Genomic DNA, 26752 nt, shown 5'->3' with positions numbered 1-26752 from the left:
GATACAATAATCGAATATGGAAAGAAAAAGTGAGTTGCTTAAAATTTTAATCCCTGCCGTCGGCGGGCAAGGGGGTGGAGTACTCACCGAGTGGCTGGTCCAGGCCTTTCTCATAGAGGGGTTCGAGGTTCAGGGTATAAGTCTTCCCGGCCTTTCTCAGCGTGCTGGCTCGACAGTTTATTATCTCGAGGCCATAGCCAAGACCGATTCAAGCCATAAACCGGTTATCTTTTCTCAATACCCCGTACCGGGAGAGGTTGATATCATACTCGCTCAAGAGTTCTTAGAGTTGGGAAGGGTGCTGGAGCAGGGATATGGCTCGGATAAAACGGTCATCGTTTCCAGCACCCACCGGGTTTATTCCACTTCGGAGAAGATGCCCCTTACTAGCGGAATATACTCGAATGAGAACTTAAGAAAACTGGCCACCAATTTCTCTTCTCTTTTCATTGGCTTTAATGCACTGGAATTGGCTAAGGAGAACGGCCTGGATGAGCTGGGAATAAATGCAATCTTACTGGGAGCGTTAGCCGCCTCCGACGTGCTACCGGTGGGAGAAGCTACCTTTCTAAAATCGATAGAGCAAACGGATGTCGCCGTAAAAAATAATCTAAGGGCTTTCCGACTGGGCTGGGACCACGTCAAGACCGGAAACTATTTACTGCCAAAGTCAGATTTTCAGAGAAGATGGGAGGAGTATAAGAAAGAAAGGGCCCAGAAACTTGGTCCCAAAATCAGAGAAGGATACCTCCGACTAATAGCCATAATAGAAAGGGATTATCCTCCCCGCCTGAGAGAAATTCTGGCTGAGGCGCTTTTCCGGCTGGTTGACTACCAGAACCTCGGCTATGCCGAAAAGTACCTCTATGAATTAAGTAGTGTTTACGAATTAGATAAACAAATGAAAGGCGGATTCAGGATCACCGAGCACTTTGCCAAAAACCTAGCCCTGTGGATGAGCTACGAAGATGGAATACGAGTAGCCGAGCTAAAAATTAAACCGGAGAGGTTTAAGCGAATAAAGGAAGAGATTAGATTGAGAGAAGACCAAATATTTAGGGTTGAAGACTACCTAAAACCCGATGCCGAGGAAATCTACGGTCTTTTACCCAATATCATAGTGTCCCCAATAATTCGCTTCACCGAAAGCCGTCTTTTCAAGAAGCTCTGGCCAGCCAGAAAGAAAATAACCTTTGGCCAAAAGCCGGTCACTACCTCCTTTACCGGTTATTCAAGACTTTGGCTCCTGGCAAAACTAAAACCAATCAGGCCTTATTCTTATCGTTACCAAAAGGAGCACTCCTTAATCCGAAAATACAAAACGGCCGTAGAAAAATTCATGGAGAGGGATTATGAGATTGGATGCCTGGTGGCCAAAAGCGGGGCGATGATAAAAGGGTATGGAAACGTAAGGAGAAGGACGATGGAAACCTTGAGAAGGTTCCTGGATAACATAATTACACCGCTCGTGGAATTTGAGCATGCCAACAGGAAGGGTTACGATTTATCCCTGGAGGTCGGGGAAGAATCGCTTAAGCTAATCTCAACATCAACTGATGGAATAGATAAGGCGGAAAAACTGGCGGCCGACGTTTTACCGGGAAAGGCTGCTTGATTATGAGTAATAACTTCAAGTCACCAATGCCAATGTACCCTCAGTTTTTAAATTCTAACTTCCGGTCGCTGCTGGCCAAAATAATAAGAAACCAGAGGTTAAAACTAGTAAAACAATGCCTTTATAGATAAGAACGCCTTTTAAAATCAGGCTCCCCTCTTTTTTATGTCTGCTTTATGTCTGCCATGCAAGTTCTGTCCTAAGTTCACATAACCTTTCTATTCCCCGGATAATATAGCTAATGTAGAGACGCATTACTATGCGTCTCTACGATACCATGCTTTTGATCACGCAATCGTATAGGGACAAATCCTGTATTTGTCCTGGTTCTTTAACGGGTGAACACAAGGTTCACCCCTACAATAAACAGGCTTTTCCTTCGGGTGTCATTCCGAGTAAAATGAGAAATCTTTCTTTAGATTCCGCTCTCCAGAATGACCTTTGAGTCAGATTGCTTCGGTCGTGGAATTTACCCCTGCCTACCTTCCATGTCATTGCGAGCGATAGCAAAGCAATCTCGTTTTTTTCAAGGGTTTGCTTGGTCATGGAATTTATCCTGAGCCTGCCGAAGGATTCCTCGCAATGACACCCCAGGAATTACTGCTCTCCTCACATCCCTGCGAAGCAATCTCTTATTTTGGATAAGTTTGATTTAATATATTAACTTAGTTGTTTTTACTTCTGCATCCAGCCAAAAACTAAAAGTTAGATGAATAGAAAGGCTACTGAAACCCGTTTCATCGCCGACTCGATGCTAGGTAAATTGGCCAAGTGGCTCAGGCTAGCCGGTATAGACGTAGAATACGATAAAGATATAGATGACGATTGGCTGACCCGGCGGGCCCTTATAGAAGGTCGGGTAATACTTACCAGGGACAGGTCGATAGCAAAGAGGAAAGGAGTAAATGAATGTCTCTTAATCTGGAGCGACCATTTGGACGAGCAACTCATCGAGTTCCTTCAAGTCTTTGAACTAAGGACACTGCAAAGTGCCTTTACCAGGTGTATTCGATGTAATACTTTACTGGAAGAGGTTAAAAAGGAGTTACTCACCGAAAAAGTCCCTCCTTACGTTTGGAAAACCCAGGACGAATTCAAGCGCTGTAATACCTGTAACAGAATCTACTGGGCAGGCACGCATAGAGAGAATGCTGAGAGGTCCTTGAGAAAGTTTATTGAAGACTTCTATGGTAAGAGCGTATAGCTTTGCTGACGCGGTTCACTAAACCATCAACTTATAACTGGTAACCCAAAAAGGGTTTCGTCCCCTTTTTCGATTCTGTAACCCAGGTCCCCGTTTTCACCCCCACCTTAATCCTCCCCCTCAAGGGGGAGGAGAAAGGACAGGGGGTTACATACTAGACTCATTAAATGGGGCTAGGGTTGAAACGGCTGAGCCGGGATATACGGGTCACCTGGCGAAAGGACAAACTGGGTCTTGGAGCTGGCGCTGTCAACCGCCTCAAGGCTTAGGCTCAGGGACTTCCTGCAGGGGCCGAGCGTAAGCACCATCGGGACTATCCGGGCGCGGGTGGAGCCATTGAGTATGCCGTTCAAGTTGAGGTCAAAAGAAACGGTCTTTCCCGCCTCTACGTCCACGCTGGAACCATTGAATACATCGCCGAGGCCAATCGGACTCCCATCCGACGAGAATATCGCGCCGTCCGAGTACATGAATATCGCGCTCACCTGACACGTCTTGCCCGGCGGGGCTTGGATGCTGCTTAAGTTAGTTACGTTTACCTTGGCTATCTGAGTGTCGGTAAATCCCACTGAGCCGAACGACTTGAAGAAGGTGGGCTCGCTCCACGCCTTTGCCCCTCCCAACGCTGATACTGCTAAAGCTAAAGCTGTGATGGCTATAAACCTTCTCATTGAATGCCTCCTTAAGTTGTTTTTTTGTGCTGCTTGTGTGTCTGGCCTGGACTTATTGCGGGGGCTGAATACTCCCCTGAGACGCAAGAATCCTGATGCGCTAAGGGGGTGAACTTTGGTTGTATCGTGTGTTGTCTATGCTATCTAGGTGGGTGGGTTGCAAGGTTCATTCCAAATTCTTCTGAGAGCCGTGGAGTAAAGATAGAAAACCCCTCTCCGGGAGGATTTGCCATTGGTGAAGGAAGCGATAGGTAGTGTTTTATTTGCATAGGAGTAACACCCATCTGAGCTTTCAGTCCCTCACATCCGACCCACAAGGTCAAGACTCGATTATGCGGGCGAAACAAGTCTAGCTGGAGAACCTAGCTTAAAACTATAGTCCTAAGTCTATGAAGGGAATATCATTGGTGTGAAATTGTGACTTGATATCTTTAATAACCCATAGTAAACCACCAGCCTTGGCATTAAGTTAGCTCGTAGGGAACGCAGATCTACGTTCCCTACATTCCTTGCCTGGAGAAAGAAAAGAGGATAATTTCCTAGGGACTAGAAAAGGGGACACGTCCCCTTTTCCAAAAGCTTTTCTTGGAATTTCCATTTACACACCCCTAAATCCCCTCTCAAGAGGGGACTTATATAGGCTTGGCAGACTCTTGAGTTGGAATTATCTTGGGGATTGACGCATTCTTCAGATCTGGCTTGTCTCGGATCAATCCCCTCTAGAGACCTGTCCTGAGCCTGGCCGAAGGAGGGGTGTCCAGTAGGGATGTGGTGTGTTACTCAGTCCGATGATTTGCCATATTTCAAGACCCGGCTTCTTTCATCATCTTTATAAAATCATGAAAGAGATAAGCGGAGTCGTGGGGTCCCGGCGAGGCTTCCGGATGATACTGGACAGAAAAAAGCGGATGCTTTTTGTGTCTTAACCCCTCCACGGTGTCGTCGTTGAGATTAATATGGGTTATTTCTACATCGTTACCGAGGGAATCGGGGTCGACTGCAAACCCGTGATTTTGCGACGTGATTTCGACCTTACCGGAAATCAGATTCTTGACAGGCTGGTTAGCGCCCCTGTGGCCAAACTTTAGCTTGTAGGTTTTTCCGCCCAAAGCCCAACCGATGATTTGATGTCCGAGGCATATTCCAAAAATAGGTTTTTTACCGATAAGCGTCCTGGTGCTCTCTATTGCGTAAGAAACCGCCGCAGGGTCCCCGGGCCCGTTTGATAAGACTATTCCATCCGGGTTCATAGAAAGCACATCGTGGGGAGGTGTTCGAGAAGGAACAACCCAGACTTCGCACCCCATATCAATTAGCCTTCTCAGAATATTGCGCTTTATACCAAAGTCGTAAGCAATTACCCTAAGCCGCCTTTGGTCAGTGGATTCTTGGTCGTAAATGGGTCTCCACTGGTCGGTTCCCATTTCCCATTTATACGGCGTTTCACAACTCACCTCGGTCACCAGGTCTATTCCCACTATAGACGGCGATGTACGTACCTTGCTGAGTAAGCTTTGAGGGTCAGAATCGAGCGTGGAAATTACACCCCTCTGTGCCCCATACGTGCGAATCCTCTTTGTCAACTCCCGCGTATCGATTCCTTCCATCCCGATAATCCCGTATCTGGCAAGATATTCCCAAAGAGCCTCTTCTGAGCGCCAGTTACTGGGTAGAGCCCAGGATTCTTTCACGATAAAACCCCTGACAAATGGCCTTTTCGACTCTACATCGTCCGAGTTAACCCCGTAATTCCCTATCTCCGGGTAGGTCATAACCACGATCTGGCCATTATAAGATGGGTCGGTGAGTATTTCCTGATAGCCGGAAATAGAAGTATTGAATACCACCTCACCGAAAACCTCACCTTCCGCTCCAAATCCTCTACCCTCAAAAATCGTCCCGTCCTCTAAAACCAAGATGGCCTTCTTCATAGGTCGAGTGAGAAAATACACTTCACTGCATTTGTTGTCAAATTCGGGTTGACACGAATTGTCCTAAAACGTCAAAAATTGGCAGCGATTAGGGGTGTTAAAGTGTGTAAGCCTCCGTAAACATTTTGTAAATTGATGGCACAGAACTTGTTACTTTGATAAACTCGCGAGTAGGAAATCATTTATTACTTGAAATAAAGAGAAATTAGTATTATGATGGGGCTAATAAATTGAATAAGCTAAAGAGCTACAACTACTCAGAAAAGCCTCTCTATAGTTTTGAAGGAACTTCCGTAAGCAAGGTGGAGAAGAAGGGAAATATACTAATAGTAGACGACGATGAGTCTATTAGGAACTTGTTTAGAGAAACCTTAGAAGAACTTGGATACAGATGCGAGGTAGCCGAGAACGGGTTGGAATGCCTCGATAGGATTAATGGGGAAAGCAACTATGACATAGTGCTTTTAGACGTACAAATGCCCAAGTTAAACGGTATCGAGACCCTCAAGAAACTGAAGGCTCTCTCACCCGACATATCCATAATCATAGTTTCAGCGTCTAGGGAGATTGAAAACGTGAGGGTGGCGCTCAAAGAGGGCGCTTATGATTATATATTTAAGCCATTTAACGTCCAGGAAGTGGAGACGGTAATAAGGCGCGGCATTGAAAGAGCTAAATTAATAAAGGAGAACAAAGACTATCAACAGAATTTAGAGAAAAAGGTAATAGAGCAAACACAGGAGCTAGTTAGTCTATACTCCGATACCCTGGAAGCACTGGTGCTGTCACTAGATTTAAGGGAGCACGAAACCGGTTATCACTCGTACCGGGTAACCGAATATGCGCTCACCCTGGCCAGACGACTGAGCCTACCCGATTCAGACTTGTCCAACATAGCAAAGGGAGCGCTTCTACACGATATCGGCAAGATCGGCGTCCCCGACAATATCCTTCTCAAGCCGGATGAGCTTACCGACGAAGAATGGGAGATAATGAAGAAACACCCGATATTTGGATACAAACTTCTCAAGAAAATTCATTTTCTCGAAGAAGCGGCGGAAATAGTGCTTAATCATCATGAACGATATGATGGAAACGGATATCCACATGGCCTTTCCGGAGAAAATATTCCGATTGGCGCAAGGATATTCTCAGTGGTAGACGCCCTGGATGCCATGACCAGCAACCGTATATATCGACAGGCGATTCCTTTCAATAAGGCGATAATGAAGATAGCCGAGGCATCCGGCTCACAGTTTGACCCGTATGTAGTGGAGGCGTTTCTTGAATTCCCAGACCGAGATTGGATGGGCATAAGAAATCGCATCGAGACTTCCGGGTCTGAATACCTTAAGAAATTATTATATAAACTGAGTAAGGCATAATCCCCCCGTATGAAAACCAAAAGGTCTTGATTACGTCCCCTTTTGCCATTCATACCCGATAATTTCCCTCCGAAGATCCCTTACCGGATAGTTGAAATCGATTACCTAACATATACTATAAAAGCAAAGAATGAACAGACTGGCTTTAGTTGCTGATACGTTAATTAATGTAAGCAACGAAATTCTGAGACCGGGAGCCTATCCGCATGGAGAGGTTAGGCCCACTCAAGGAAGATATTGGCTAGGTGTCTTCACTAATATTATCCTTAAGAGTTACCTTGGTGCAGAATTTATAGATGCCCACAATATTCCGGAAACCGGCCCGGCGATCATAGCCGCCAATCACTCCTCCCACCTCGACGGTCCGCTCATAAACGCTGCCTCTGCTTATACCAGGCGAAGACCGGTGGTATTTCTGGCGGCAGCGGATATCTATTATTCAAACCGACTTTTTAGAATGATGTGTGATACCGTAAACTGCATCCCTATAAAGAGAAATGAGAACGACCGTATAGCCCTGCTCAAGACAATAAAGCTGCTCCACCAGGGCAGGCTCGTGGGCATATTCCCAGAGGGTCAGAGGTCCAGGGATGGAAGCATAGGAGAGGGGAAATCGGGTGTCGCACTAATCGCAATTACAACCGGATATCCGGTAATTCCGGTGGCAATTAGGGGAACCTTTGAAGCGTTTCCCAGAAAGAGCAGGATTATAAAACCGGCAAAAGTACGGCTTAAGTTTGGCGAGCCACTTTTCTTTGGAAATCAAAGATGCCCTTCGAACCAGAAAATCAACTGGGCTAGAGACAAAATTATGAACGAAATCAGGAAATTATACGAAGAGATTACCACCTGCCGGAAACAAAGAATAGCCGCATGAACCTTAAACGGGCAAGATGTTATCCAAAAAGTTAGCGATTATTTCTATTAATGGATTTACTCTCCTTACGACTCTTATCTCAGAATAAATAATTTTAAAATTGACGCAGTTAAATTTCATTCCGACTGAGATAGCTTCTTCCTCAGCACCTCGTTGACCAGCTTGGGATTTGCCTTGCCCGCGGTAGCCTTCATAATTTCTCCGACAAAGAAGCCCAACAGCTTCTCCTGCCCGGCCCGGTATCTAGATACCTCTTCCGGATTCTTCTCGATAACGTCATGGACTAGCTTCTCGATCTCCGAATGGTCGCTAAGCTGCTTGACCCCTTTTTTTGCAATAATCTCCGCCGCAGCCTTTCTGGTCGAGACCATTTCGGCGAAAACGTCCTTTGCCATCTTTCCGCTTACCGTGCCATCGTCTATCGACTTAAGCAGCTCGGCAAGTTTATCCGGCGAGACTGGAAAGGCCTTTATTCCCTCTTCCTCGCCCTTTAGCTCTCTCAGGACCTCATTCATTATCCAGTTGCTTACAGTCTTTGGTTTATTATAATACCTCAAACATTCCTCGAAATAATCGGCAACATCCTTTGATGCGGTGAGAACGCCGGCATCATAAATGGGGATATTATATTCATCTACGAATCTTCGAAGCCGTGCATCGGGAAGCTCGGGAAGAGAATTTCTAATTTCCTCGGTTAATTTAACATCCACCTGCACCGGAAGCAGGTCCGGGTCGGGGAAATATCTATAGTCATGGGCCTCCTCCTTTGAGCGCATGGAAAACGTGACGCCGCGTGCGGAATCGAAGAGCCTAGTTTCCTGGTTCACCCTCTCTCCGCCCTCCAGTAAAGAGATCTGCCTTCTCAGTTCGTATTCCAGTGCCTTCTGGACAAATTTGAAGGAATTGACGTTCTTAATCTCGGTCTTGGTGCCCAATTCCTTAGTCCCTTTAGGGCGAACGGACACATTGGCATCGCACCGGAGGCTGCCCTCCTCCATATTGCCGTCGCAAATCCCGATATAAATGAGGATGGAGCGGAGTTTCTTGAGATATGAAACCGCCTCTTCGGAGCTGGAAATGTCCGGCTCGCTTACAATCTCGATTAGAGGTACACCCGCTCGATTCAAGTCCACAAAGCTCCTATCTCTTGAGTTTTCATGAATGAGCTTTCCAGCATCTTCCTCCAGATGAATCCTCCTTATCCTCACTTTTTTCTTTGAGCCGTTTGATTCGATCTCCAGCCAACCGTTAGTCGAAAGTGGCTCCTCATATTGGGATATCTGATACCCTTTGGGAAGATCGGGATAAAAATAATTTTTTCTGGCAAATCTGGATTTATAGGATATTTCACAGTTTGTAGCCAGGGCAGCACGAATGGCATATTCGAGTGCTTTCCTGTTCAATACCGGCAGGACCCCGGGCATCCCCAGACAGATAGGACAGACCTGGGAGTTTGGTCTTGCCCCGAATTTTGTGGAGCAAGAGCAAAATATTTTAGATTCGGTCAAAAGTTGAGCGTGAACCTCTAATCCAATCACGGATTCGTATTCCATTCTCTAACCTCATCAGTATGTTAAATTTAATGGTGATTAATCGGAGTAACGTTGTCAAGGAGGATGCCCATAGATGAGTAACGAAAACATCCTGGTAGTTTCCCCTCATCCCGACGATATGGAAATCGGAATGGGTGGTACCGTATGCAAGTTAATCGCCCGTGGATTTAACATAATCTCCTGCGTAGTCACGGATGGCCGGAGGAGTACCAGTGTCTCCGGCCTTAGCCAGGACGAAGTGGCAACGATAAGAAGAATGGAAGCAAGGAAGGCGGCATTTATCCTTGGAATAAACGAGTTATTTTTTTGGAACCTCCCTCACCTAAAAAGCACAGGCAACCTAAAAGAGATGAGAGAAAAGCTAGAGGAGGTTATTAGCTATTTCAAACCAGCCGAGATATTCGCCACACACCCGACAATAGACAAACACCCTACCCATCAAACCGTATCGAAACTCCTACTAGACGTACTGCATAAAATGGGTAGGGAACAATCCCTCATTCCGAAAAAAATGTGGTGCTATGAGGTCTGGACACCATTTGAGAGATATGACCGGGTCGAAGACATTTCCGATTATATCGACAAGAAAAAGGCGGCCATCAATGCCCATAAAAGCCAGCTTGAGTATAAAGACTACAGTGAAGGCATCCTTGGATTGAATAGATATAGGGCCGTATTCAATAATACGAGCGGCGTTACCGAGATGAAATATGCAGAGGTATTTTTAGAGTTATCTTCGAGAGCCCTTTAAGCTATCCTCCATCACCTAGGAATATGCCCGGTCTTCTCGCTCCAGAGAAGGAGGTCGAGCTCGTCAACTCCAATTTCTAATTCTTCGGCGAACTCCTTTAGCTTAGCTTCTATCTCTAGATATTTTTTCCGGGTGGTGGGCGGCTTTGGACTATCTATCACCCCAAATTGGTAAAGAGATAGCACTATGTTTTTATCCAGAATGGCGTATTCGGTAAAACCGATATTTCTAAGGAAATGGCTTGCCTGAACCAAGCCTATACCCTTAATATTTTTATTCAAGGCGAAGAAATCCCTTCTCTCTAATGGATCTTCAATGGAAAGTATCAGGTCCTTTAGCTTGAAATCGAATTCTTTCTTTAAATAATCTCGAGCCAGCACTACGAAGCTAGCCTTTTCCGGATACTTGTGCACGTTCATGAGCTTCTCATATATATCTTCCTCGCTGCCTTCGATCAAAACATCCTTTATGGCATCTATCGATTTCTGACCCATCTTAGGACCAACCGCCGAAGTCAACAAACAAAATGCGAGCTCCTCGAATATTCTGTTATCATCGCCTTTTTCAAAAACCTCTTTAAACTCCCCGAGCCGTGCACCGATTAGGTCTTTCCTCTTTAAATAACTTGACCTCAGCCTCTCGTAATCCCCGTTCTTCATTTCAAATGATTTTAGCACAGCTCATGGCCCAAACAAGCTGAACTAACGGCTTTCCCCACATCCTTTTGACTTACCCGGTTATTTCTTCAGCTAATTGCCTTAAACAAAAGTGTTTAGGTGGGGTTGGCGTTACTGATGATAAAACCGTTCCGCTAAGACCAGAAACACTAGTAGTATAAGCATATAGCTATTTCAGTATCTCCCCGGTTTTTTCACTCCAGAGAAGGAGGTCTATCTCATCAAAATCAATCCCCAGCTTAGCCGCGAACCTCTTGAATTTAATCTCTACGTCCAGGTACTTATTCCTGGTTGTTGGGGGTTTAGGGTTATCTATAACCCCAAATTCGTGTAGCGACCGCAATATGTGTTTATCCAATATGGCATATCCCCTAAGGCCAATGTTCCTGAGAAAATGACTCGACTCCTTGTAGCCCAGACCCATTATGTCTTTGGAGGCAAAGAAATCCCTCCTCGCCAAAGGATCATCAAAAGAAAGTATCAAGTCCTTCAATTTAAAATCGAATTCTCTCTTGAGATACTCCCTGGTTTGTACAACGTACCTCGACCTAGAATTTGGGAACCGGTGCACGTGCAGGAGCCTTCTGGATAGCTGTTTTCTATTTGCATGCGCAAGAATATCTCTTACCGCTTCTACTGACCTAAGTCCCATCTTAGCGCTTGCTCCCGCCGTAAAGATACAAAAAACTAGCTCCTCAAAAATTTTTAAGTCATCACCCTTCTCCAATATACCGCTGAATTCACCCAGCCGAGTTTCGATCATCCCCTGCTTTTCCTCGTAACTCGACCAGAGCTTTCTATAAACAGCCCTATCCATGTGACAAATAAATTTAAGTGATAGATTGTACTTAGCAAGACAACAAAAGAAAAAAATTAGTTAGTATAGATCGTAAGTCGATCGCCCGAAGCCAGCCGGCTGGACTTAAGGTTGTTCCAATTCTTTAGGTCAGATACAGTCACTTTATACCTGTTGGCAATATTCCAAAGCGTATCACCGTTCTTCACGCGGTATTTAACGACATTCATAGCACCACCTCTGGAAACTGTATCTCCACCCGGTATGGTCAGTACCTGCCCTGCTCTTATAGTCGACCCTTTAATTCCATTAGCCCTTTGGATTGATGATACGCTCGTACCGTAACGGGCGGCGATGCCCCCTAGCGTATCGCCATTTTTTACCCGGTATTGGGAAGGACTGCCGGTCCTTGTGTTGGTTTTCCCGTGGCTCGTTCCAGAACTTACATATATGTCGGTTGATTTACCTGGTATGGTCAACATCTGGCCAATCCTGATGATTGACCCCTTAATTCTATTAGCCCGCTTGAGTGATGAAACACTCACGCCATAGCGTGAGGCGATTTTTCCAAGGTTATCCCCCGGTCTGACCCTGTATCTGACCGGACTACTGGCTATAGCCACCATTCTAAGAGCGGAGATCTCGCTTTGTTTTGCGGCTACAATTTTCCCATATCCCGAGGGAACCCTGATTTCATAAGAGCTGCCCGACGGGGTTGAACCTCTTATTAAACTTGGATTCAGGTCCTTAAGCCTTTTATCGCTCACCCCGATTATTCTCCCTATATCCGCCAGGCTTCTCTGAGGAGGAACTGCTACCTTTTCAAAAGATTCCGGTTCCTGGTACTCGATTCCGCTAAACCCATATTTCTCTGGATTTTTAGCAATAATTAAGGCGGCCATGAGCTTGGGCACATAATCCTTAGTTTCTTGCGGCAGAGTGTATTCAGAGATCTCCCAAAAGTCGTAAACATTAAACCTGTTTATCGCCGCTTGTACCCTTTCTTCGCCGCAATTATAACCGGCAGCGGCAAGCTCCCATGACTGAAACATATCATAAAGATCGCGAAGGTAATTCGCGGCGGCTATGGTGGATTTTTCCGGGTCCATTCTTTCATCGACCCAGGCATCAACCCTTAGTCCGTATCTCAAGGCCGTGGAGCTAATAAACTGCCACGGGCCTACCGCACCTTTGTGCGATTTGGCTTTGGTGTTGAATCCGCTCTCTATCATGGCCAGATAGACTAAGTCTATCGGTAATCCTTTAGCCTCTAGGATCTCTCTCATCATCGGTATGTATTTCCCGGAACGGGAGAGCCAGACGCTGAAAAAGCCACGTCCCGATGTTTGAAAGTAATCCAGGAACCGATGTACTTTATCGTTTAACACAACCGGAATATCGTTTTCACTCTCCGGTATGATATGAGGAAAGTCCTGGAGGATTCTTCTACGCAGGTCAAAAAAATAATAGTAGGTGGTCCAGGTATCCGAATTAGGCTGGAGGAGGAAAAAACCAGATTCTTCCTCTTTGGCAAATAGGCTGTTTGTAGAAACCAAGCCAACCTTACTCCCGGAGGCATTTTCATCAAAGCTTCTTTCTAGCTGAGCCCTTTTATCGGCATCATAAAAACTTATGCCCTTTGAAAGGGGGGAACGTGATTTTGATGAGCATCCTATCAAGGAGAAGAGGACGACCAGCAGGAGTAGTAAGTGGCGTGAATTCATTGGCTTCTTTTTTTATCACAAATCAAATTGGATGTCAACGAAATTTATGTAGATTTTTAACCTAGGCACAATCCGGCTAGATCCGACCGTCCCTATACAGCAAGGCTTTTCTGTAAGTTTCCTGCCAGAAATCGAATCTAGGATAATTGAGAACAAACGAAATCATTGAGATAGCCATCAATATATAGAAATCACTCTCAGCTCCCCAAAGTATACACATAATTAATCCATAAACCGCTATTGATTTACAAAAGGCGAATGTCACGAGAATACCAGAGCAATCGTATAAAATTGCAACCAACGGAAAATTAGGACAAACTACACTTGAATCCTACAAGTGGGTATGCATAATAAAGACTCTCGATTAAAAATTTGATTGCGCCTCATTGCCTTTGAATGGAAAGAACAAGAAGTAACCGCTTTCGTTTCATTATCGTTATCCTAATCCTTTTTAGTCACGTCAACCCTGTTTCCAGTCAGAATAATGAAACCAGGGTGAGAATATCCAAAATTCGAATTAACGGTGCCAAGTCCGTAAGCAAAAAGGAAATAAAAGAAAAGATAGGTACGGAATTCCCATCCATAAAACCTTGGGTAAAAGACCCGGAATTTGATGAGGAAATCTTGAGAGATGATATGCTAAGAATAAAAAGACTTTATGGCAACCATGGATACTATGATGCTAAAGCGGAATACAAGCTCAAGTACAACGAAAGAAAGGATAGGGTAGAGATTACTATAAATATCGAAGAAGGTAAGCCGGTTATTCTGACAGAACTGAATATGAACATAGAAGGGGAATTAAGCGAGGAGGAAAGAAAGACCATACTCGATTCCGTACCACTCAAGACGGACAAGCCGTTTTCACCGATAAAATACCAGGAAACTAAGGGATTGATCTCAAACACTCTTTCGGATATAGGCTATCCTAAGTCCGTGGTGGAGGGAGAAGCATTAGTAAACAGAAAGGAAAAATGGGCTAAGGTAAATTTCCATATAAATCCAGGCTCTCTTTACCGGTTTGGCTCGACCGAGGTAGAAGGTAATGAAGAAGTAGAAACCTACGTGATCACCAGAGAAGCCACGTTCAAAGAGGGAGAAATATATTCCACAAAAAAGCTGAACGACACCAGGGCCAGAATATTTAGACTCGACCTTTTCAGCTCCGTCTTGACCGATGTAGATTTTGATGAAGATGAAAAAATCGCCAATATAGTCATCAGGGTAAGAGAGAGAAAATCAGGAAGCGTGAGAGTTGGTGTGGGATACGGCACAGAGGACCTGTTCAGGGGTCAAATAATATGGACTCAGCGGAATTTTTTCGGAGGAGGGAGGAGAGTGGAATTAGCGGGTCGGTTTTCGTTTCTGACCCAAATAGCAGGGGCAAAGTTTACTCAACCCTATATAATTGGGGGCGACTCCGAACTTACCGGGATATTCAGTCTCTTCCGGGATGACTTTCCCAGTTTTACCTCTAAAAATGCTATCGGTACGGTAGGAATGAGAAAAAGATTCGCCGGAGTCTTTAACGCATATGGTTCCTTCAACGTCCAGCACTCTCAATTGTCCAATATATCAAATGCGGTAGAGGAGTTCATCAAAGGAGAGGAATTTTTTTTGACCTTCTTTAGATTTACCCTGGAACGCAATACCACCGATAGCATATTCAATCCCACCCGCGGCACGGTAGCCACAGCCAGCCTTGAGTCCTCCTTCGAGGCACTGGGCTCGGATGTCGACTACCTGCTTGGAACAATCGAACTCAAAGGCTACAGAGAGCTGTTTCATGATGTTGTTTTTGCGAAAAGATTAACACTGGGAGTTATACAGCCATTTGGTGATACGGATACTTTAGGAATTCCGATTTTTAAGAGGTTCTTTGCCGGCGGAAGCACAACCATGAGAGGATTTCCATTCCAGAAACTCGGGCCACTTGCCGCTAATGATGACCCCATCGGGGGCAACTCACTCCTCTTAGGGAGCTTTGAGATAAGGTTCCCCATCTACAGGAGCTTCGGCGGAGTGGCATTCCTCGATTATGGGAACGTGTACTCCAAAGAATTCGACTTTAAATTGGATGAAATCAAATATGCCGTCGGGACCGGATTGAGATACAATACACTAATCGGCCCGCTCCGGGTTGATTTTGGATATGCTCTTAACCCAGAGCCCGGTATCGGGAGATTTCAGTTCTTCCTGAGCATTGGACAGGCATTTTAAAACTTTTATCAATAGGCCTTGGAAAAAAGTTTTATTGCCGCATAGAACCAAAGTAAGAGCAGGTCTAAACTAGTAAACTTTTATCGTCTCAAAATGCGCCTAAAGTCCAGTTGACTCGGCCTAGGCAAAATGATTTCATAGTCCCACCAGCCCAGGTAAAGAAGGAGACGAGCAGAACATGAACGAGATGGAAAAGGGAGAATACATAGAGCCGGAGTTGATTAAGTATGAGAACCCCGTGCTAGCTTTAGAGGCCAGCGACAACGACGATCCAGAGGATGGCAACGGTAGCTTAGTACTATTGATACCGTTACTGGCCTGCTACTGGCAAAGGTATTTACCAAGGAGGCACCGCCGGTACTAAATTGTAGATTAATTCATAAAAAAGGTAATTGGGGACGGATCTTGTCTCGCTAAATAACATCCATTCAGAGACGGCAGCGTAGCCTCTCGCTAAAAAGTCCCAACGATTATTTCTCAATCAGAGTAACCCATCATACGACCTACTTTACTTCAAGAATCATATAACCGAGCGTCTTCGTGTTATAATATGAATTCATAATAAACTATGAATTCTAAGTTCCTGAAAACAATTGTGCTTCTTTTCGCTATAATTGCAGTCCTGATCACGGCTGTCTCGGTCTTTTTACAGACGGAGTACTCAAGGAAAGCGATAAAGAATCTTCTAGAAAAAGCAATAAGCGGCGCCACGAAACAAACCTTTTCCATCGGAGAAATCGATATTGACTTCATCCGCGGAATCAAGCTAAAAGAAGTTTTACTTAGAATAGACGAAGAACCCTTTGCCTATATCGAACAGGCTTCCCTGCGCTATTCCCTTTCCCTCCTGCTAAATAGCTCGACTCTTTACAGTAAAACTATACCCATAGAAAATGTCTCAGTTGCCGGATTGAGATTAAATCTTATCCAGGACAGTGACGGGAACTGGAACTTTGATAAGATCGGCGGAGAAAAAAAAGAAAAAGACAAGAAGGAACCCGAACGAATTAAATCATTTCCTCCTTGGAGCGTCATCCTAAAAAAAGTCCTTGTCCATAATGCCCAGATCAAAGTGATAGAGAAGGGGAAGAGTAAAACATCTGAGATTGATATAGACAAATTAGACTTCTCACTTTCCTTATACAACATCAGCAAAAAAATCGAACTCTACCTGAATAGTGCGTCACTAAAGATATCACCCCACGACATCAACATAGCGGAACTATCTACGGCAGCCTTATATACGACAAATAGGGCAGAGGTTAAAAATCTAAAATTAAGCTTGAATGGAGCGGAGATCAAACTGGATGGGGAAGTCAATGATTTCAAACAACCGGAATTCAAGCTCAAAGCCTCCGCTTACGGATATCAAGTAAAGGAATTAGGCACTATTAACGCAGAGATTGAGGGTTCCGGTAAGTATATTAGCCGGGGCGACATCGAGGCCGATATAAGAGTAAGGATGCCCGAATCACAAATAAAAGGGAGAAAAGTGTCAGCCCTGGTTGAGAAAATCAAAATGGACGGAACCAGGGTAGAAATAAATGATGGGGTGGTAAAAACGGATTTCGGACAAACATCATTCAGCGGCCATTTAGACCTGGAGCGGATTCTCACAAAGAAGGAAACAAACCAATTTGACCTTAAAGTTTCACTCGAAGATTTACAAGCCTCCGAAATTTATAAATTTATACCAGAAGACAAGTTGCCCGAAATTATGAACAAGAATATAGATGGAAGGATAAATGCGAATTTTGAAGCCGATGGAAAATGGCAAGAGTTAAAAGACCTGAGAACAAAGATAATTATAGATAAACTCGGGCTACAGGGAAAGGAGCTTGGAGAGGTCGATTTAACCGGGCGGATACAGGCCTCAAAATCTGACCTAAGCTTCGACCTGGCCTCAAAGCTAATTGACTTTAACCTGGCTTCGGTGCTTAACGGTGAAAGGTACTCCACCAACCTAAACTCTAATCTCGAACTGAAGGGAGCCTTACCCCTGAGTGGGGATATAAGGGATAAATTAGAAGCCCGGCTAAGCATAATGGAATTTCGACAAAAAGGACATGAACTCGGCGACATCGACCTCCAGGGAACCCTGGAAATGGCCAGGTCTAACCTAAAATTCGACCTGGTCTCAAGATTAAACAAGGTTAACCTGGCCTTGATTCTGAATAACCAGAGATACAAAAGTGATATAAATTCCAACCTAAGCCTCAAGGGCTCGTTACCCCTTAATGGGGACCTGGCAGAAAGCTTGAATGCAAACGTGCGGGCGGAGGTTCTTCCGTCAACCTTTTCCGATTTAAAAATAAGCCGGGGTCGAATCGATACTTCTTACGATAGGCGGATATTAAACGTAAGCACCCTCTCGTTAACTTCCGATGCCTTCAGGCTTGAAGCCAAGGGAAAGGGAACAAAGCTAACCAGTATAAATTTCAACTACAATGTTCTGGTTGACGATTTAAATTTCATATCCAAATTCAAGCCGGAGCTTCAATTGGAAGGCAAGCTGAAGGCGGAAGGAATAGTCCAGGGAAAGATTAGAAACCCCCGAATTACCACTTCGGCGACAGCATCCGATTTCGGATATAAGAAGGATATGGACATCGAATCAATCAAGATAAGCGGAGAAGCCACTTTAGACCCAGAGAATCCCCGAGTCCAGCTAGACGGAATCCTGGAGGAAATAAGATTCAAGGATAGAGAAATAAAGAGTGCTCAACTACAGGCCAGAAGCACAGGCAAGGAGATAACCGGAAATATTTCCATTCTAGAAGACCCCAAAAAAATCTACGAAGCACGATTAAAACTGACCGATTTCAAAGGTGAAGAAAAGAATCTTCTGATAGAAAAAATCAAACTAAGTCTCCAAGACAGTGTAATTGAGAACCGTGACCCTATGAATGTGACCATCTCCCCTAATCGATTGACCGTAAAAGCCTTCAACCTATACCATAAACAAAACTCGATGCTGGGCGACGCCGATATTAACTTTACCGGGGCTGTAAACGCGGACCTGAGGCTAAGCACGATTAATTTTTCGGATATTTCGGAGGTATTCGATTTTGAGTATCCGCTTAGAGGAACAAGCTCAGGATATTTAAGCTTGAGGGGCACGCTGGAAGCTCCCGAGATAAATGCCAACATTGACGCCACAAATTTAGAGTTTAGAGAATTCAAAAGCGACCGAACCAACATTAACCTTAATTATTCGAACAATAGATTAGACTTCGAGCTCTTTATTACTAAGGACGCAAAACAAATCTTTCAGGCAGACGGATATGCCGATATAAGCCTTAATCTCAAGGAGATGAAAGAAGGCCTGAAGACTGCAGAATTCGACTTAACACTAAAATCAAGCGGCGTAGATTTGAGTCCGATCTCTATGGTCAGCAATGAGATAAAAGAGATAAACGGGATAGGCGTCATCGACTTGAGGGCTTCCGGAAACCTGAGGAGTCCGATTATAAACGGTCAGTTGAGGCTACAAGAGGTTTCCTTGAAGCTCGGACTACTGAGGAACGAACTAAGAATAACAGCCGGTATTATCGAGATGCAGGGACAGAGAGGATTCCTCAGAACCCTGGAGATTAAAACCGGTGAGGGAAAAGCAACATTGCAAGGAGATTTCGATTTCCGGGAATTGTCTTATAGTCTGAACGGCAAGATGGATAACTTCCGTATAGAGCCCCAGGGTATCAGCGCCAGATTGGACGGCAACGTTAACGTCGAAGGCAACGAAGGAAGGCTCAACATTACTGGAAACGCCAGGGTCCGGAGGGCCCGTATCCGCATACCCGATCTACCGGATAAAGAGGTAGAGGATATAAAATTCGTGGACGAAGAGGAGGAGGAATTTACCATAGAAACCTCCAAACCGACTGACTATTTCCGGGATAACGTGGCAATGGATATAAAAGCATCGATGCGCGGTAATGTCTGGGTACGGGGTAGAGGTGCAAACGTGGAGCTTAGGGGGAATGTCGGAATCATCAAGAGATACGGCGACCCGCTCATACTCACCGGGAATATAAACACGGTAAGGGGAACTTATGAAGTCCTAGGTAAACTCTTCAGGATCGATGAAGGCCTGGTGAGCTTCCAGGGCACGCCGGAAATTAACCCGTTCCTTAACATTAAGGCACACTATAGAGTCTCCGACGTAGACATATTCGTGAACATAGGAGGTACGGCTAAGAAGCCGGAAATAAAGCTATCCAGCAATCCAACTATGGAGGAAACGGATATCATTTCTTATCTGGTATTCGGAACGTCTTCGGATAGGCTGGGGGCTGGACAAAGAATATCGCTTCAGCAGCAAGCTGGGGAGGTACTAGGGGGAATAGCCGCAGGTGAACTTAAAGGGATAGTGGGAGATAAGTTCGCATTGGATGTTATTAGCGTGAGGGGGGGAGAAAGCGGGCCCGAGCTCGAAGTCGGGAAATACCTTACCGATAACCTTTATGTGGCCTACGAGCGAGGTACTTCACAAGCTTCCACTGCCGCCCCGGTTCCCACAAATAGTGTTCTTGTCGAATATAGAGTTTTTGATTTTTTAACCCTGAGCAGCGAGGTTGGTGGAGAAGAGGCAGGAGGTGATGTATTCTTTCAATTCGATTACTCCTGCCCCTTGTTTCAAAGAGTGAAGAGTGAAGAGTGAAAAGTGAAAAGTTAAGAGTTGAAGAAACTAGAGAAATAACTGTTCACCACTCTTAATTCTTAACTCCCCTTCTAGTAATTGTTCAAAGCCCTTCTGATGCCTCTTACCGCCTGCATTATTCTCTTCTCGTTCTCGACGAGCGCAAACCTTACATAGCCTTCGCCGTGGTTTCCAAACCCTACCCCCGGAGATACCGCCACTTTTGCTTTCTCGATCAGCATCTTCGAAAATTCCAGAGAACCCATTTCCCTTAAACCCTCCGGTATTTCCGCCCACACAAACATGGTCCCCTTCGGCTTGGTAATCTTCCAGCCAGCACGGGAAAGCCCGTCTACGAGCTTGTCCCTTCGCAAACAATACTTGTCCCTTATATCCGTGAGGCAATCCTGAGGGCCGTTTAGGGCCAATATGGCCGCTATTTGTACCGGTTGGAATATCCCATAATCAAGATAGCTCTTAATTCTTTTTAGCGCATTTATAATCTTGGCGTTTCCGACCATGAAACCGACACGCCATCCGGGCATATTGTAACTTTTGGAGAGGGTGAAAAACTCCACCCCCAATTCCTTAGCCCCCGGAACCTCCAGAAAGCTGGGGGCTTTGTATCCATCAAAGCAGAGGTCGGCATAAGCAAAATCGTGCACTACGATCAGTCCGTAATTCCTGGCCAACTCGTAAATCTCGTTGAAGAAATTCAGGTCCACGACGCTGGTGGTAGGGTTGTGGGGGAAAGAAATTATCAACACCTTCGGCCTAGGCCATATCTCTTTCACCGCCTTTTCCACAGCCTCTATGAAATTTATATCTTTGGTAAGGGGCACGCTTTTCACGTCTGCCCGAGCAATAATCACCGAGTAGCTATGTATGGGATAAGTCGGATTCGGGACTATAACTACATCGCCCGGAGCGAGAATGGATAGCATGAGATGGGAAATTCCCTCTTTAGAACCGATCGTAACTATAGCTTCGGTATCCGGGTCTAGTTCTACCCCATAATTTCTCTTATACCAATCACAAACCGCCAGCCTCAGCTTGGGAATCCCCGCTGAAGCGGAGTACCGGTGATTCCTAGGGTTCCTCGCCGCTTCCACCAGTTTATCCACGATATGTTTTGGAGTGGGCAGGTCCGGGTTACCCATTCCCAAATCTATGATGTCCTCTCCCCTCGCCCGGGCCTTTGTCTTGAGGTCGTTCACTATGGCAAAGATGTATGGAGGGAGCCTTTTTATGAGCGAGAACTCTTCTAAAAAATTTTGCATTTTCCTTTATCTCCAGGCAACCAAAGCGTTTTATAATTTTATTCCAAACATCGGCAATCTCAAGTCAGTCCTGGAAAGAAGTGGGCATTTTATGGTAAAATGCGGATGGATTATGAGAATAAAGCTGGTTTTGTTTATCTGGTTTATCCCATTCCTTTTTTTCAGTGTTAAAAGCCACGCTTCCAATGCGCACTCTCAAGTTGGTCTCGCCTCTTGGTACGGCTCTAAACTCCATGGTGGAAAAACAGCAAGTGGCGAGCGTTTCGATATGAATGGCTACACAGCCGCCCACAGGAGCCTGCCCATTGGAGCAATGGTCAGGATCATAAACTTAAAAAACGGTAAGCACGTCATAGTCAGGATAAATGACCGGGGACCCTTTAACCGGAGGAGGATTATCGACCTTTCCCGTGCGGCAGCCAAAGCCATAGGTTTGATCACAAGCGGGGTAGCTAAAGTCAAGCTGGAAGTGATCTCGGAACATTGAGCAAAGACTAACACCTTTACTAAAATTAGAATCATTCATAATAAATAAGACGCGACACCATATGAGAACTGGAACATTAATAAGCTTACTTATGATGCCATTCATATTCTCCTGTTCTTACACTTCAAAAAGAGGTACTGAGGCTATAATCTACCCGGCCGAGGGTTATACCCAAACCGGGATTGCCTCATGGTACGGCGTCGAGGAACACGGCAAAAAAGCGGCAAGCGGTGAGCGTTTCAGCATGTACGGTTATACGGCTGCTCATAAAAGCCTCCCCCTAGGCACCATGGCCAGAGTTACCAACCTGGAAAACGGTAAGGACGTAATAGTCAGAATAAATGACCGGGGACCGTTCGTAGGAGGACGCATTATAGACCTTTCTTACACCGCGGCTAAATCAATCGATATGATAGCCAAGGGCACGGCGAGGGTAAAGGTGGAGGTAATTTCTGTTCCGGGAAGAAAGAACAATTATTTCGATGCCGTTTACACCGTTCAGGTCGCCTCATTCAACGATCGGCAAAATGCATTCAGCTTGAAAGATGAGCTCAGCAGAAATTTAGATGATGTGAGGGTTGAACCCATCGAGCTGGACTATGGGACTTACTACCGGGTGAGGGTCGGCCGCTTTCCCAATAGAGGCGAAGCGGAAAAAGTTGCCTCAAAACTCCGTAAAAGATTCGGCTATAGAGGAAATGTCATATTGGAATAAACCCCCATGACCAAAAATAGGTATAAATCCGAAAACACCTTCTTCAAAATAACCGCCAAAAAAATAAAGGTTCAACCCATAATTCGAAAGGTCTTAAGTATCGAAAGCGGGGCATCGGTAGTGTTTATAGGTACGGTTAGAAAACTGTCCAGGGGAAGAGAAATAGAAAACCTGGAATACGAAGCCTATGAAGAGATGGCTCTTCGAGAATTTAGCAAGATAGCAGATGAAGTAAAAGAAAAGTGGAGTATTACCAGAGTGGGCATAGCCCACCGCATCGGCAAATTAGAACCAGGAGAGGTGACTCTAGTCATTGCCGTTTCCGCCCCACACCGGGAGGATGCCTACCAAGCCTCCAGGTACATCATCGAGGAACTGAAAAAGACGGTTCCTATATGGAAGAAAGAGGTTTGGGAAGGCGGAGAAGAATGGATACAAGGATCTTAGCATAAGTCTATAATAGTCAATATCTAACCAAAGAGACGCTGTCTTAGCGAGTCGCATCCAACAGAACGACCCAAATTGTTCAGGTGTCACCCTTCAAGCACGTTCGATAAACTCGACGTATACTCCGCAAGTAGTCTGTTTACGTTTCTCCGTCTTCCTGGAGCAGCAGCGAAGGCTCTAGATTCTTCGCCGCTTCGCTGTTCCATGAATGATTACGGTAGTAGCAATTTATCAAAAAAGTGTAGCCTCTCCCAACGCCTTCGGACAAATTAAGTCTTGATTATTACACGCGATTTTAGTCATTAGCCGAAGATAAGAAATTGATTGTCCCTTGTATAAAAACCCTCTCTAATCAATTCAATTTGACATTTGGGATAGCTTTCTTTATTTTAATAAACGTTTTTTGAGCACCTAAGATTCTTGAGGGCGATTATACCGCTTGGATCTCTATAATGAGACCGAGACGGAGGTTGATTTGAGCATAACATGGGGACGGAACCAGAGCCGTACCTGCAAGCTTGAGTGTAATAAAAGCCCAGCAAGAGGGTTTGCCTCTTGGCTGGTTTTTTTATTTTATGGGCAATAGTTATGAAAAAAATCACAGTTCCAAAGCTAAGAGGAATGAAAAGGCAGGGCGAGAAAATCGCCATGGTAACTGCCTATGATGCCGCAATAGCCAACATAATCGACGAAGCCGGCGTGGATATCGTGCTCGTAGGCGATTCACTGGGAAACGTGGTTCAAGGTCTCCCCAATACGCTTCCAGTAACTATGGATGAGATGATTTACCATACCAGGATCGTCTCCCGAGGTGTCAAAAATGCACACCTATGCGGGGACATGCCCTTCATGTCTTACCAGGCATCTAAAGATGAAGCCTTAAGAAATGCCGGAAGATTCATCAAGGAGGCGGGAGCGGAATCGGTGAAACTGGAAACGAGTGAATGCTATCTAGATACAATATACGCTATTTCTAGAGCGGGCATACCGGTCATGGGTCATATTGGCCTATGTCCTCAGTCAATCCACTTACTAGGTGGATACAAAATCCAGGGCCGGGACTTCGACGGAGCCGAGAGGCTTTTACAGTTGGCCAAGGCTACCGAGGAAGCCGGTGCCTTTTCTTTGGTCTTGGAGAGTATTCCTCAAGACCTGGCAAACAAAATTACAGAATCCATAAATATACCCACCATAGGCATCGGCGCCGGGCCGTTTTGCGACGGCCAGGTGCTGGTCATAAATGACCTGGTTGGACTATCACCTGAGCCAATCCCCAGATTTGTAAAAAGATACGCAAGAATAAGAGAGATAATGACAAAAGCAGTCAGAGATTTTATAGTCGAGGTGAAAGAAGGTGAATTTCCGGACACCGAGCATTCATTCAACTGAGGGAGAACAATTGAAGGTTATAAATACGGTAAAAGAAATGCAGACACTGGCCAACGAGGTTCGAGAACGAGGAAGGACAATCTCTTTTGTCCCCACCATGGGAGCGCTTCACGATGGACACCTTAGGTTAATTTCCGAGGGCAGAAAAATGGCCGACTTCCTAGTTGTCAGTATTTTCGTTAATCCCGTGCAGTTTGGGCCTAACGAAGATTTTAATAAGTACCCGAGAAACCTGGAACGTGATTTAGAAAAGATGACACCTATAGGAGTGGACATAGTATTCAATCCAAGAGTAGAGGAAATTTATCCCGCCGGTTTTCAGACCTATGTAGAAGTCGAAGAGTTGGAAGGACAGCTCTGCGGGCGATTTCGTCCCGGACACTTCAGGGGTGTGGCCACGGTCGTCCTAAAACTGTTCAACATAGTAAAACCTGATTTCGCTCTTTTCGGCGAGAAGGACTATCAACAGCTAAAAATCATTAGGAAAATGGTAGAGGACTTAAACCTGGAGGTTAAAATAGTGGGATTTCCGACGGTGAGGGATAAGGACGGGCTGGCACTGAGTTCTAGAAATTCGTATCTTTCACCCGGGGAAAGAAGAAGAGCGCTTTCCCTCCACAGAGCCCTCCTTGAAATAAGAAGGGAATTCCAAATGGGCGTCAGAGACTCAAAGAAAATAACCGAAACCGGCGAGAAGATATTGAAAGAAGTAGGTATAACTGATATTGACTACTTGGAAATTTGCGACCCAGAAACCCTTGAACCCAAAGCGTCCGCAGAGGTTGGAGACCTAGTGGCGGTAGCGGTAAGACTGGGAGGGACAAGGCTTATCGATAATGCCAGACTTTAAGGCACCAAAGGAGAGAACTATGGAGAGAACGCTTCTTAAGTCTAAAATACACCGGGCCACTGTTACACGAGCCAATGTAGATTACGAGGGTAGCATCACCATAGACAAAGAATTGATGGAGGCCGCCGACTTAATCCCCTACGAGCAGGTACATATATTCAACGTGACTAATGGCCATAGGTTCTATACCTATGCGATCGAGGGCAAACGCGGCTCCGGGGTAATTTGCATAAACGGCGCCGCCGCCCATCTGGCAAGAGAAGGAGACACCCTGATAATCGCCAGCTTCTCTAGCTATGACCAGAGCGAGGTCAGCGGGCACGAGCCCCGGCTGGTTTACGTCGATGAAGACAATAAAATAACCAAAATTAAACCAGAGCGGAAGAAACTAGGCATCGCAAAGACATAGGCCTGAGAACAGGAATTAGAAAAAGTTGCGTTCGTGGATGAATTGAAGCCTATCTGTATACTGCAAAAATTTAACCAGAGCCATTATGCCTTGGATGATTTTATACAATATTTCCCTCCGGAAGAGGAAACATTATTTCGTGACTACTTTATTTGCATCCTAATTGCAACAAAATACGTCAAAAATATTGACAGAATCATTCTGGGAGGTTATAAATGTTAGCTATTGCTAAGGAGGAGGCAGGATGAGAAGGTAGGCCTAGGTTTATTGCCTTCTTAATAGCCACCAAGATCTTGTATTATCACAAAGGGGTTTATTATAACCCTTCAAAAATGGAGTAGAAAACGATATGAAAGCAGTGATACTCGCAGCGGGTAGAGGGAAAAGACTTTATCCATACACTAAATACATCCCCAAGTGTCTCTTGGACATAGGCGGAGAAACAATACTCGAACACCAAATCAACCACATCCGGGACTGTGGAATTGACGAAGTGGTAATAGTAGTGGGATTTGGTTTTGAGAAAGTAGAGAATTTCCTGCGAAACTACGACGGGTTAGGAATGAAGATAAAAACCCTTTATAATCCATTTTATCAGACGACCAACAGTCTGATTTCTCTATGGATAGCCCGGGGTGAGATGGATAGCGATATAGTGGTCATGAACGGGGATGACGTATTCGAGAATGACGTGCTCGAGCTGATACTACGTAATCGCGATGAAAAGATATGCCTTCCTATAAAGAGGAAATCCAGTTATGAAGAAGAGGATATGAAGGTAGTTACTCAATACGGCAAGATCGTAGAGATTGGAAAAACCCTGACCAACCGCCCTTTTGCCGAATCAGTCGGGATAAGGGTGTTCAGGGACACTGGGGTTGAACTGATAAAGAGGGCGATTGAAGAGGAAATGAGGACAGAAGGGGCGGAGAAAAAATGGTACGTTTCCGCAATCCACCGGCTTATAAAAAAGGGATACAAGGTAAAGTCCCTAGACATAAAGGACCTGTTCTGGATGGACGTGGACTATCCGAGCGACCTTTTTCGAGCCAGGATTAACGCCGACAAGCTTGTCAAGAGACCGTATGAAGAAGAAAGGATCCTGCGTGTAGTAGAAACAAGCCGTTAA

Annotated in this window: 22 protein-coding genes; 15 read left to right on the top strand and 7 right to left on the bottom strand. The window is 45.2% G+C overall.

Going from position 1 to position 26752, the window contains the following annotated elements:
* The first annotated feature begins 16 nt into the window (after positions 1–16).
* Complete coding sequence (locus tag VNN20_05915) at positions 17–1615, top strand: indolepyruvate oxidoreductase subunit beta family protein (GenBank protein ID HWP91715.1); 1599 nt, start codon at positions 17–19, stop codon at positions 1613–1615.
* A gap of 709 nt (positions 1616–2324) precedes the next feature.
* Positions 2325–2819 carry a Mut7-C RNAse domain-containing protein gene (locus VNN20_05910; GenBank protein HWP91714.1) on the top strand — a complete coding sequence of 165 codons (495 nt, stop codon included), beginning with the start codon at positions 2325–2327 and terminating at the stop codon, positions 2817–2819.
* A 173-nt stretch (positions 2820–2992) separates the two neighbouring features.
* On the opposite strand, the gene VNN20_05905 is transcribed toward VNN20_05910, so the two are convergent.
* Both VNN20_05905 and carA read right to left on the bottom strand, forming a co-directional pair.
* Positions 2993–3490 carry a hypothetical protein gene (locus VNN20_05905; GenBank protein ID HWP91713.1) on the bottom strand — a complete coding sequence of 166 codons (498 nt, stop codon included), beginning with the start codon at positions 3488–3490 and terminating at the stop codon, positions 2993–2995.
* A gap of 803 nt (positions 3491–4293) precedes the next feature.
* Positions 4294–5421 carry a glutamine-hydrolyzing carbamoyl-phosphate synthase small subunit gene (carA, locus tag VNN20_05900; GenBank protein HWP91712.1) on the bottom strand — a complete coding sequence of 376 codons (1128 nt, stop codon included), beginning with the start codon at positions 5419–5421 and terminating at the stop codon, positions 4294–4296.
* A gap of 230 nt (positions 5422–5651) precedes the next feature.
* Here carA and VNN20_05895 point away from each other — a divergent pair, with 230 nt between their 5' ends.
* Both VNN20_05895 and VNN20_05890 read left to right on the top strand, forming a co-directional pair.
* Positions 5652–6806: an HD domain-containing phosphohydrolase gene (locus tag VNN20_05895; GenBank protein HWP91711.1), complete on the top strand. Its 1155-nt coding sequence runs from the start codon at positions 5652–5654 to the stop codon at positions 6804–6806.
* 130 nt (positions 6807–6936) lie between these two features.
* Positions 6937–7683, top strand: a complete 747-nt coding sequence (locus VNN20_05890; GenBank protein ID HWP91710.1) for a lysophospholipid acyltransferase family protein — start codon at positions 6937–6939, stop codon at positions 7681–7683.
* Positions 7684–7799: 116 nt separating this feature from the next.
* Here VNN20_05890 and gatB read toward each other — a convergent pair whose 3' ends face one another.
* Positions 7800–9236 (bottom strand): Asp-tRNA(Asn)/Glu-tRNA(Gln) amidotransferase subunit GatB, encoded by a 1437-nt coding sequence (gene gatB, locus VNN20_05885; GenBank protein ID HWP91709.1) that lies wholly within the window; start codon positions 9234–9236, stop codon positions 7800–7802.
* A gap of 73 nt (positions 9237–9309) precedes the next feature.
* Between gatB and VNN20_05880 the strand changes: the two genes are divergently transcribed.
* Positions 9310–9987 carry a PIG-L deacetylase family protein gene (locus tag VNN20_05880; GenBank protein ID HWP91708.1) on the top strand — a complete coding sequence of 226 codons (678 nt, stop codon included), beginning with the start codon at positions 9310–9312 and terminating at the stop codon, positions 9985–9987.
* Between the two features lie 11 nt (positions 9988–9998).
* Here VNN20_05880 and VNN20_05875 read toward each other — a convergent pair whose 3' ends face one another.
* From VNN20_05875 to VNN20_05865, 3 genes are all read right to left on the bottom strand, one after another.
* Positions 9999–10664, bottom strand: a complete 666-nt coding sequence (locus VNN20_05875) for a DNA lyase (GenBank protein ID HWP91707.1) — start codon at positions 10662–10664, stop codon at positions 9999–10001.
* A 169-nt stretch (positions 10665–10833) separates the two neighbouring features.
* Positions 10834–11481 (bottom strand): N-glycosylase/DNA lyase, encoded by a 648-nt coding sequence (locus VNN20_05870; protein ID HWP91706.1) that lies wholly within the window; start codon positions 11479–11481, stop codon positions 10834–10836.
* A 56-nt stretch (positions 11482–11537) separates the two neighbouring features.
* Positions 11538–13184 carry a LysM peptidoglycan-binding domain-containing protein gene (locus VNN20_05865; protein ID HWP91705.1) on the bottom strand — a complete coding sequence of 549 codons (1647 nt, stop codon included), beginning with the start codon at positions 13182–13184 and terminating at the stop codon, positions 11538–11540.
* A gap of 495 nt (positions 13185–13679) precedes the next feature.
* Here VNN20_05865 and bamA point away from each other — a divergent pair, with 495 nt between their 5' ends.
* From bamA to VNN20_05850, 3 genes are all read left to right on the top strand, one after another.
* Positions 13680–15404 (top strand): outer membrane protein assembly factor BamA, encoded by a 1725-nt coding sequence (gene bamA, locus VNN20_05860; GenBank protein HWP91704.1) that lies wholly within the window; start codon positions 13680–13682, stop codon positions 15402–15404.
* Positions 15405–15582: 178 nt separating this feature from the next.
* A complete protein-coding gene (locus VNN20_05855) occupies positions 15583–15768 on the top strand; it encodes a hypothetical protein (GenBank protein ID HWP91703.1) in 186 nt (61 codons plus the stop codon).
* Positions 15769–15972: 204 nt separating this feature from the next.
* Entirely contained in the window at positions 15973–20067 is a 4095-nt protein-coding gene (locus tag VNN20_05850) for a translocation/assembly module TamB domain-containing protein (GenBank protein HWP91702.1), read from the top strand.
* A 71-nt stretch (positions 20068–20138) separates the two neighbouring features.
* On the opposite strand, the gene VNN20_05845 is transcribed toward VNN20_05850, so the two are convergent.
* Positions 20139–21326: an aminotransferase class I/II-fold pyridoxal phosphate-dependent enzyme gene (locus VNN20_05845; GenBank protein HWP91701.1), complete on the bottom strand. Its 1188-nt coding sequence runs from the start codon at positions 21324–21326 to the stop codon at positions 20139–20141.
* Here VNN20_05845 and VNN20_05840 point away from each other — a divergent pair.
* From VNN20_05840 to VNN20_05810, 7 genes are all read left to right on the top strand, one after another.
* Positions 21295–21813, top strand: a complete 519-nt coding sequence (locus tag VNN20_05840; protein ID HWP91700.1) for a septal ring lytic transglycosylase RlpA family protein — start codon at positions 21295–21297, stop codon at positions 21811–21813. The two genes, VNN20_05845 and VNN20_05840, sit on opposite strands and share 32 nt — an antisense overlap.
* A gap of 91 nt (positions 21814–21904) precedes the next feature.
* Positions 21905–22528, top strand: a complete 624-nt coding sequence (locus VNN20_05835; GenBank protein HWP91699.1) for a septal ring lytic transglycosylase RlpA family protein — start codon at positions 21905–21907, stop codon at positions 22526–22528.
* Between the two features lie 6 nt (positions 22529–22534).
* A complete protein-coding gene (locus tag VNN20_05830; protein ID HWP91698.1) occupies positions 22535–22975 on the top strand; it encodes a molybdenum cofactor biosynthesis protein MoaE in 441 nt (146 codons plus the stop codon).
* A 588-nt stretch (positions 22976–23563) separates the two neighbouring features.
* The gene (panB, locus tag VNN20_05825) at positions 23564–24364 is read left to right on the top strand and encodes a 3-methyl-2-oxobutanoate hydroxymethyltransferase (GenBank protein HWP91697.1); all 801 of its coding nucleotides are present in this window, start codon (positions 23564–23566) and stop codon (positions 24362–24364) included.
* Between the two features lie 10 nt (positions 24365–24374).
* Positions 24375–25214: a pantoate--beta-alanine ligase gene (gene panC / locus VNN20_05820; GenBank protein HWP91696.1), complete on the top strand. Its 840-nt coding sequence runs from the start codon at positions 24375–24377 to the stop codon at positions 25212–25214.
* Positions 25215–25233: 19 nt separating this feature from the next.
* Positions 25234–25623, top strand: coding sequence for an aspartate 1-decarboxylase (panD, locus tag VNN20_05815; protein ID HWP91695.1), 390 nt, complete (start codon positions 25234–25236; stop codon positions 25621–25623).
* A 349-nt stretch (positions 25624–25972) separates the two neighbouring features.
* A complete protein-coding gene (locus VNN20_05810; GenBank protein HWP91694.1) occupies positions 25973–26752 on the top strand; it encodes a phosphocholine cytidylyltransferase family protein in 780 nt (259 codons plus the stop codon).

The sequence above is a fragment of the Thermodesulfobacteriota bacterium genome, assembly GCA_035559815.1.
GTDB lineage: Bacteria > Desulfobacterota_D > UBA1144 > Nemesobacterales > CSP1-2 > DATMAT01.
The sequence above is the reverse complement of the archived record's forward strand: the minus strand, read 5'-3'. Positions and strand labels throughout refer to the sequence as shown.